Annotated in this window: 6 protein-coding genes and 1 riboswitch; all 6 genes read left to right on the forward strand. The window is 37.2% G+C overall.

What is annotated here, in order from left to right; all coding sequences use genetic code 11:
* A partial coding sequence (locus HMPREF2603_RS09290; RefSeq protein WP_180364386.1) for an LPXTG cell wall anchor domain-containing protein occupies positions 1-1,370 on the forward strand: 1,370 nt, incomplete at its 5' end.
* 183 nt (positions 1,371-1,553) lie between these two features.
* Positions 1,554-1,665: riboswitch (SAM riboswitch) on the forward strand.
* A 117-nt stretch (positions 1,666-1,782) separates the two neighbouring features.
* Entirely contained in the window at positions 1,783-2,799 is a 1,017-nt protein-coding gene (locus HMPREF2603_RS09295; RefSeq protein ID WP_070502072.1) for a methionine ABC transporter ATP-binding protein, read from the forward strand.
* Position 2,800: 1 nt separating this feature from the next.
* On the forward strand, positions 2,801-3,460 hold the full coding sequence (locus HMPREF2603_RS09300; RefSeq protein WP_002480033.1) for a methionine ABC transporter permease: 660 nt from the start codon (positions 2,801-2,803) through the stop codon (positions 3,458-3,460).
* A gap of 23 nt (positions 3,461-3,483) precedes the next feature.
* Positions 3,484-4,326 (forward strand): dipeptide ABC transporter glycylmethionine-binding lipoprotein, encoded by an 843-nt coding sequence (gene gmpC, locus HMPREF2603_RS09305; protein WP_002480032.1) that lies wholly within the window; start codon positions 3,484-3,486, stop codon positions 4,324-4,326.
* A 176-nt stretch (positions 4,327-4,502) separates the two neighbouring features.
* Complete coding sequence (locus tag HMPREF2603_RS09310) at positions 4,503-5,204, forward strand: alpha/beta hydrolase family protein (RefSeq protein ID WP_060804621.1); 702 nt, start codon at positions 4,503-4,505, stop codon at positions 5,202-5,204.
* 376 nt (positions 5,205-5,580) lie between these two features.
* Positions 5,581-9,346 (forward strand): Rib/alpha-like domain-containing protein (locus HMPREF2603_RS09315; protein WP_070502075.1); only part of this gene is annotated, 3,766 nt, incomplete at its 3' end.

Genomic DNA, 9,346 nt, shown 5'->3' on the forward strand with positions numbered 1-9,346 from the left:
AAGGAGAAAAAGGCGACAAAGGTGATACTGGTGCACAAGGTGACGCTGGACAAAATGGTGCGGACGGTAAATCAATTACTGTTCAAAGTACAACGCCTGACGCTGACGGTAATACAGTAGTGACTTTCTCTGACGGTTCAAAAGTTGTACTTCCAAAAGCCAAAGACGGTAAAGATGGTACATCAGTTACAGTTCAAAGCACAGAAACAACACCAGAAGGTAATACGAAAGTCACATTCTCTGATGGACATGAAATCACAATCGCAAAAGGCGATAAAGGTGCTAAAGGCGATTCGGTTACAGTTGCGAAAGTAGAACCGCAACCAAATGGTGATACAAAAGTTACATTCTCTGACGGTAAAGAAATTGTCATTCCTAAAGGAGAAAAAGGTGACCCAGGTAAAGACGGTGTAGATGGTAAAGATGCAGCACCATTAACAGTTACAAGCACTGAAAAAGATGCGGACGGCAACACTGTTATTCACTTCAGTGATGGCAACTCAATTACAGTACCGAAAGGCAAAGACGGCATTTCAGTTACAGTCAAAGGTACAAGCCAAGATCCAAATGGTAATACAGTGATTGAATTTAGTGATGGATCAAGAATCACTATTCAAAAAGGAAATGATGGTAGAGACGGTCGAGATGGACGTGACGGCAGAGATGGTCGCGATGGCAGAGATGCTCAACCAACACAACCGATATATATCATCAATAACTACATTGATAATGATAATACGAATGTGATTATCTTTAGCGATGGTCAACGTGTTGATATTCCTTGTGATGCGAACGGTAACGCGGTTGTGATTATTGGATATAATCATGATGTGAAAGGTAATGTAATATTACAATGTGCAGATAATACAAGAATTATCGTACCTTGCAGAAAACCAGACACACCAAAAGTGACAATTCCAATGATTCCATTGGTTCCAGCACAACACAATACTGTGACACCACCAGTACCGACACCAGTGCCAACACCGGTACCAGTACCGAATACAGTACCGGTGCCAAATACAGTGCCAGTACCGAATACAGTGCCAGTACCAAATACAACACCAGATACAGTTACACCAGGTGGAAACAATGGTACACCAACATCGGATACTCATGGTTATACTGGATTCATTAATGTAAATAATGATCATGGTCATAAATTCGTAGGTAAACAAACTACGCATAAAGTGGTTTATCATAATGTAGAACAACCACAGCCAAAAGTAACAACAAAACCTAAACAAACAGCTAAAGCTTTACCTGAAACAGGTTCAGACGATACAGCAGCATTAGTTTATGGTGCAATTATGGCTGGTTTAGGTGCAACAACAGTACTTGGATCAAGACGTCGTAAAGAAGAAGAATAAGATTAAGTTCTAAGTATGTAAGAACCGGGCTTCGGCCTGGTTCTTTTTATTGCGAGTAATGTAATCGCTTTCTTATTTTAGATTTTTTGAATTGAATAAATTTATCTAAATTTCTGAAAAATAATGTTGACTTTTTCTGTCAGACTTTGTAATATATGGAATATAAATGAATTGAATAAAACTATCTTATCCAGAGAGGCGGAGGGACAGGCCCTGCGAAGCCTCGGCAACAGGATTAATTATGAAGATTAATTACTGTGCCAATTCCTACAGTAGAACACTGTGAAGATGAGACGAGCCGATATATGTATCCCGAGGACTTGTTTCATTAGTCCTCGGGATTTTCTTTTTATAGAGTTATCTCAAAATAGTTAACATTCATTTATTTCAAATTATTAAGGGGGATTTACCTATGATTGAGTTCAAGGATGTCAATAAAACATTCCGTAAACGCTCAACGGAAATTCAGGCTTTGAAAGATGTCAGCTTTACTGTAGAACGCCAAGAAATATTCGGCGTCATCGGGTATAGCGGTGCTGGTAAAAGTACGTTAATCCGATTAGTCAATAAGCTTGAAAATGTGACATCAGGAAACATTATTGTGGATGGTCATGACATCAATCAATACAGCAAAAAAGAATTGCGTAAAGTGAAGAAAAATATAGGCATGATTTTCCAGCATTTCAATTTATTAAATTCTAAGACAGTATTCAATAATGTTGCGATGCCGCTCATCCTTGAAGGCAAGGAAAAGTCATACATAAAAGAGAAAGTTGACGAAATGCTTGAGTTCGTAGGTTTAGGAGATAAAGGTTCACAGTATCCTAATGAGTTATCGGGTGGTCAAAAACAAAGAGTTGCGATTGCGAGAGCTTTGGTTACTGATCCTAAAATCTTGTTATGTGATGAAGCAACAAGTGCTTTAGACCCAGCAACAACAGATTCAATCTTGCGATTGTTGAAGAAGGTCAATCGAACATTTGACGTTACCATTTTATTGATTACCCATGAAATGGACGTGATTCAACAAATCTGCGATAAAGTTGCGGTTATGGAGCAAGGCAGTGTCATCGAAATCGGCAGTGTATTAGAGGTGTTCAGTCATCCTAAGACGAAAACTGCGAAAAGCTTCGTTTCTACAGTTATCAGTACAGATATTAGTGATAAGATGATTCATCAATTACCAACTGACGCAGATTATGTGGACGTCAAAGTTTATCTAGAAGGTTCACAAATTGGATTGTCAGTGATTCAAACATTAATTAAAGAATTCAATTTAGATGTGAATGTTATTTATGCATCGATGTCAGATATTCAAGATACTTCAGTCGGTTATTTAACACTTCGTATCAAAGGATCAAATGAAAGTAAGCAACGTGCATTTGATTATATGAAACAAAGTCATATTGAATTTGAGGAGGTCGTATAACATGCTTGGATCTACATTAGATTCGTCTCAATTAATGGAGGCGTTATATCAAACGTTATTGATGGTCTCTATTTCATTAGTAATCGGTTCTTTAATCGGTATTCCGCTTGGTGTATTACTTGTAGTCACTAAGAAAGATGGAATATGGGAAAATGTGGTGATTTATCATATTCTCAACCCTGTCATCAACGTATTGCGTTCGGTACCCTTCATTATTTTATTAATTGCGATTGTACCATTCACAAAATTAGTGGTAGGTACATCAATTGGGACAGCCGCTGCAATCGTACCGTTAACAGTTTATGTCGCACCTTATATTGCGAGATTGGTTGAAAACTCATTATTAGAAGTGAATTCAGGTGTGATTGAAGCAGCAAATGCGATGGGTGCATCACCGCTTCAAATCATCCGTTACTTCTTATTACCTGAAGCATTAGGTTCATTGATTTTAGCATTAACAACAGCAATTATCGGTTTAATTGGAGCAACTGCCATGGCCGGTGCTGTCGGCGGAGGCGGTATTGGTGACCTGGCACTTGCTTATGGTTATCAACGTTTCGACACAATCGTCATTGTGATTACAGTAGTCATTTTAGTTATTATGGTTCAGCTGATTCAATCTTTAGGGAATGTCTTGGCTAAGAAAATTCGTAGAAATTAAACAAGTAAAGGGGAAGTCATTGAATGAAGAAATTATTAGTATTAGCAATCGCATTTGTGGTTCTTTTAGCTGCATGCGGTAAGAAAGATGATAGTAAAACAGTTACAGTCGGCGTAGCATCTAACGAAACAAAAGTATGGGATAAAGTTGCAGAACTTGCGAAAAAAGATGGTATTACAGTGAAAGTTAAACAATTCTCTGATTACAATGTACCAAACAAGGCGCTAAACGATGGGGATATCGAAATGAACGCATTCCAACACTTTGCATTCTTAGATCAATATGAAAAAGCGAATAAAGGTACAAAAATCACACCGATTCGTACGACAGTATTTGCGCCATTAGGTATCTATTCTAAAAAGATTAAAGACATTAAAGACTTAAAAGACGGTGCGAAAGTTATCATTCCAAACGATGTTTCTAACCAAGCACGTGCATTAAAATTATTAGAAAAAGCAGGTTACATCAAACTTTCTAAAGACTTCGGCTTAAAAGGCGGCATTAAAGATATCGAAGAAAACAAAAAGAATTTAGATATCAAAGCAGTAGATGCACAACAAACAGCACGTGCATTAGACGATGTAGATATTTCAGTTATCAACAACGGCGTAGCAACTAAAGCAGGTTTAGATGCGAAGAAAGATCCAATCTACTTAGAAAAAGATGATACAAAAGCATCACAACCATACATCAACATTATCGCAGTAAACTCTAAAGACAAAGACGATAAAACATTGAAAAAAGTTGCGGCACTTTATCATTCTAAAGAAGCTCAAAAAGCTTTAAAAGAAGAAGTTAAAGATGGCGAAATCGTGGTTGATTTAAAACAAGATGAAATCAAAAAAATTCAAGACAGCTTAAAATAATAACACAGCTATCATTTAAATGGCCGGCAAATCTTCTAGGTTTGTCGGCTAATTTTATGTGACAAACGCAGACTTCATCAACTTGTATGTATTATCAGCCGGCAAAGTGTGGGTACTGACAAAAGGGGGTAAAGAGTTAGTGCTAGAAAATCACATTCACTTAGGAGTGATTATCGATGGAAGTATTATATTATGGAGACCATGAAGAACAATTAATTGATGTTTATGCATCAAATGATAAAAATGGAGAACATGCTGATAAATGGATTGTGTTAGTTCATGGTGGTTATTGGCGCCAAAAATTTGATCGTTCTTTAAATGATAAAATGATTGAAGTTTTAACAAATAAAGGCTACAATGTCGCAAATGTTGAATATCGTCGTGGAGAACATAAATGGCCTATACCAGAAGAAGATGTTAAAAAAGCAGTTCAAACATTTAGAAATTCTGAATTTGTAGGTGAAGGTCAATCATTGATTCTTATAGGGCATTCAGTAGGTGGACAACTCGTATTAAATAATGAAGATGAAGCGGATAGAATTGTCGCATTATCACCTGTCACTGATGTACCGTATACAAAAGCGAAGGAATTAGGACGAAACGCAGCAGAAGAATATTTTGGTGATGTTTCAGAAGATATATTATATGCGGCATCACCCATTTCACGTTTGCCATTGAATACTAAAACATTAATCATTCATGGTTTTGATGATACACAAGTAGAGATTGATACAACGATTGATTATGTGACAAAAAATACTGAAAACACGATTGATTTATATGCATTTTCAAGTTTAGCTCATATGGATAACATTGAACCTGAAGGCAGACACTTTGACTTGATGTTAGAATGGATTGATCAAGAACAAGAAAATTAAATAAATCTAAGAAAACTATAATAGTAAAACACATTGGGAATGGAGCAATCCATTCTTTTTTTTATATTGTAATGTTATTTGTATGTCTAAAATTCATAGAAAAGCATATTCAATTCTCTTTCTGAAAGATAACTAAAATTAGATATGCGTTAATTAGTTTGGGTTAAATTATAACGTTTTTTTATAAAATAACATAAGGAAAACGAACCCGAAATATTGTTACGTACAATTAGATAAGTGTTATAATTTATTTGGTGCTATGTATGATGATAAGAAGAATTCGAATCTGTAATTTTCAAAGAGAGCAAGAAGGGGTGAAAGGGATTATTCTTGTTATTATTTTGCATGCCTAAATTAAAATTAAGGAGTGTCTAGGTTGAAAGACGAACACACATCTAAGAACAAAGCATCTTTCCAACCGGATAGAAAAAACAAATATTCTATTCGTAAATTCACTGTAGGTACTGCTTCTATTCTAGTAGGAGCTATCTTATTATTCGGGGTGAATACACAAGATGCGAAAGCAGCTGAAACATCAACCACATCTACAGTTAACGCAACAACACCAGACAAAGACACTAATGTTGAAGTGAATCATGCAGATGCAGTTGTTAATGAAACTGCAGTAACTACATCATCTGAAATAACAACACCAGATGAAACTAAAGAAGTACCGAAAACAGAAGTTGAATCACTACCAACAAAAGCTAGTAATGATTCAACAGAAAAAGCAACTTCTGATCATCAAGAAGTTGTAGATCCAACAGTCGAAAAAGAAGCGACTGCAGCTCCAAAATCACAAGAAGTTTCAACAGAAACAGCTCCGTTTGAGACAAACACAACAGTTCAAAAAGTAGCTGAAACACCTAAAGTAGAAGTACCTCAATCTATTTTAGACATTCAACAAGTTCAAGATTTGAATACAGCTGCTGAATTTTATGCACAATCTTCAGGCGTCTCTATAGAAGAAGCACAGACTTTAATTCAAGAATTGAATTTAGACAGTCAAGCCACACCCGAAGAAATTCAACAAGCTTTACTTTATCAATTGTCCCATGAATATGAAACTTGGTATAAACCTGCTGTACGTGAAGATTTGACTACAGAGGCAGAACAAGTGGCAGATAATCCAGACTTTGTAAAATATGCGGTAACGCTTCCAATAGAACCGATAATTATTGATGCAGATGCGATTAAAAACGGTTATGTTCGTTCAGGTTCAGATGAATTAAGTAAAACTAACTTAATTTCCGGTCGTGCTTGGATGGCGGACCAAGGTATCCCATCTGTAGGTACAAATGGTTTAGCACCTGTACCTGTCAATACACCGGTTTATTTACAATGGATGGACAAAGATGGATCAATTTCACCAATTTATCGTGCATATACACATAATAAAAATCGTGATGACAGTGCACAAGATGGTCCAGGTGCCTTTGACTTAAGACAAGGTTGGACAGATGCGACAGGTAAACACCATGTATATAAAGCTTTTAAAGGACAAAAATATCGTTTTGCTATTCCAGATTTTACATTACCTAATGGCAACAAAGCGACAATGTTACGACAAGCCGGTGGATTCTATCCAGGTGTATTTGTAGACACATTTACTGATAACAATATGGGGCAAACTCCAGTAGTAGGTAAAAATATTGGCCGCACAGGTATTTTTATGGCTGAAGTGCCAGTCGGTAATTATATGACGAAACCTAAAAATCAATGGATTACAAGCGAAGGTAACCATAGTAATCCAGAACTATTAGCTGGTGATGGTTATAATGTCGTTCGTGGTAAAGTTTGGATAGAAAGCTCAGGTGGAGATAGAGCCAACTCAGCAACTGGTCCTAACTATAACCCAAATTTAGGAGATAGAGTCGCAGCGGGTTATAAAGTTGTATTAAGTTCATTAACTTCACAAGGTGCAGCAGCTTATAGAAATGAAGTACAACGTGTACCTGTACATGAACGTGCTGCAGCTGCGAAAAGATTATTAACTGCGCATCCAGAATATATTTCAGCTACTGTTGTTTCAGTGGTTGATGGAAATGGGGTTTACGCAGCTAAATTCCCTAATGGTACTTTGGATGTAGATCATATTTATGGTTTTGTGCTAAATACTAAAGGTAAACTCGTCCAAACGTATTCAGGATTTACCTCACCAGAATTTAGAAAAGCGAACCAAAATATCTCTTTCGTACCAATTTCAGCACCTTATTCAGGGGTTCAACAATGGGCGAATGTGAACTTTGCGGTAGTATTGAGTCCATCGGATACCATTGATCTTCATACTGTACCGTATAATGCGACAGACAACCCAGCAGCACCAGGCAGTCGTGTTAATGTTAAATTGCCTAATGGTGATGTACCACCAATGCCTACACACATCGAATGGAGAGATCCTAGCGGACAAACAGTGCATAGAGCTCCGGACTTTACAACGCCGAAACGAGGAGAACAAGTAAGTGGATTTACGATTCCTAAAGAGGCTCAGGAAGGTGATATTTATACTGCAGTACTTGTTTCTGGTGGTAACGATATCGCTGGTTCATCTGTAATTGTTCATATAACAGAAGCTAATAAATATCCACCAAAAGCGCAAACAGTTACTAAAGAATTTGGACAACCAGCAACTGAAGAAGATGTTATGAGTCATGTCACATTCCCTAAATATCCGACTCATCTTAAAAAACCTACAATAACAATAGATCATCCTGATAAATTACCTGATGGAAATACGCCTGGTAAAGTTCTAGTACCTGTTACTGTTACGTATCCAGATGGTTCTGTTGCGCACGTTAATGTACCAGTAGTCACAAAAGCACAATCTGATAAAGACAAATATACGCCAACTGCAGGTTCAGTTGAAAAAGACTTCGGTCATAAAGCAACACCTGGTGAAATCACAGGAAAAGTATCTGTACCAGACTTCCCAGCTGGAGGTAATCAACCAACTTATACAGTGGATGAAACAACAATTCCAGATGGCCAAACACCAGGTACAGTGAATGTACCGGTGACTGTACATTATCCTGATAATTCTTCAGAAGTTATTGAAGTTCCGGTTACTACAAAAGTACAACCTGATAACGATAAATATCAACCGGCAACTGAAGCAATCCATAAACCATTTGGTCAAAAAACAGATGAAAATGAAGTGAAATCAAAAGTTTCTGTACCTAATTTCCCAGGAAATGGTAATCAACCGACTTATACAGTAGATACTTCAACAATTCCAGATGGTCAAACACCAGGAACAGTAAATGTACCAGTGACTGTACAATATCCAGATGGTACAAGTGAAGTAGTAAATGTACCTGTTATTACAGGACCAAAAGATTCAGATACGTACCAACCAACTACAGGAGAAATTACAAAACCATACGGTCAAGCAACAACAGCACAAGAAGTAAAAGATAAAGTCGCAGTACCGAATTTCCCTAAAGACAAAGGCACACCAACAATCACAGTTGATACAAGCAAGTTGCCAAATGGTCAAACAAGCGGTGAGTTCCAAGTTCCCGTTACAGTGACTTATCCTGACAAAACAACGGACACAGTGAATGTCAAAGTGACAATAGGAGTTCAACCTGATAATGATAAATATCAACCAACAGCGGGAGAAATTGCAAAACTATATGGTACACCAACAACATCAAATGATGTAACAGGAAAAGTAAGTGTTCCAAACTTCCCTAAAACAGGTGCACAACCAGTCATTACTGTTGATACAAACAACTTACCAAACGGTCAAACAAGTGGCGTGTTCCAAGTCCCAGTCACAGTAACATATCCAGATAAAACAACAGATACAGTGAATGTGAAAGTGACAGTCGGACCGAAAGACTCAGATACGTACCAACCAACAACAGGTTCAATCACAAAACCATATGGTCAAGGTACAACTGAACAAGAAGTGAAAGATAAAGTCGCAGTGCCGAATTTCCCTAAAGAAAAAGGTACACCGACAATCAAAGTCGATAACCCTGCCCAAATTCCAAATGGTCAAACACCAGGAACAGTAGAAGTCCCAGTAACTGTAACTTATCCAGATGGCACAAAAGACCATGTGAAAGTTCCAGTAACTGTAGGTGAACAACCACAAAAAGATAAATATGAACCAACAGTTCAACCAATCACAAAAC

The organism is Staphylococcus sp. HMSC055C03 (assembly GCF_001809385.1).
GTDB lineage: Bacteria > Bacillota > Bacilli > Staphylococcales > Staphylococcaceae > Staphylococcus > Staphylococcus simulans.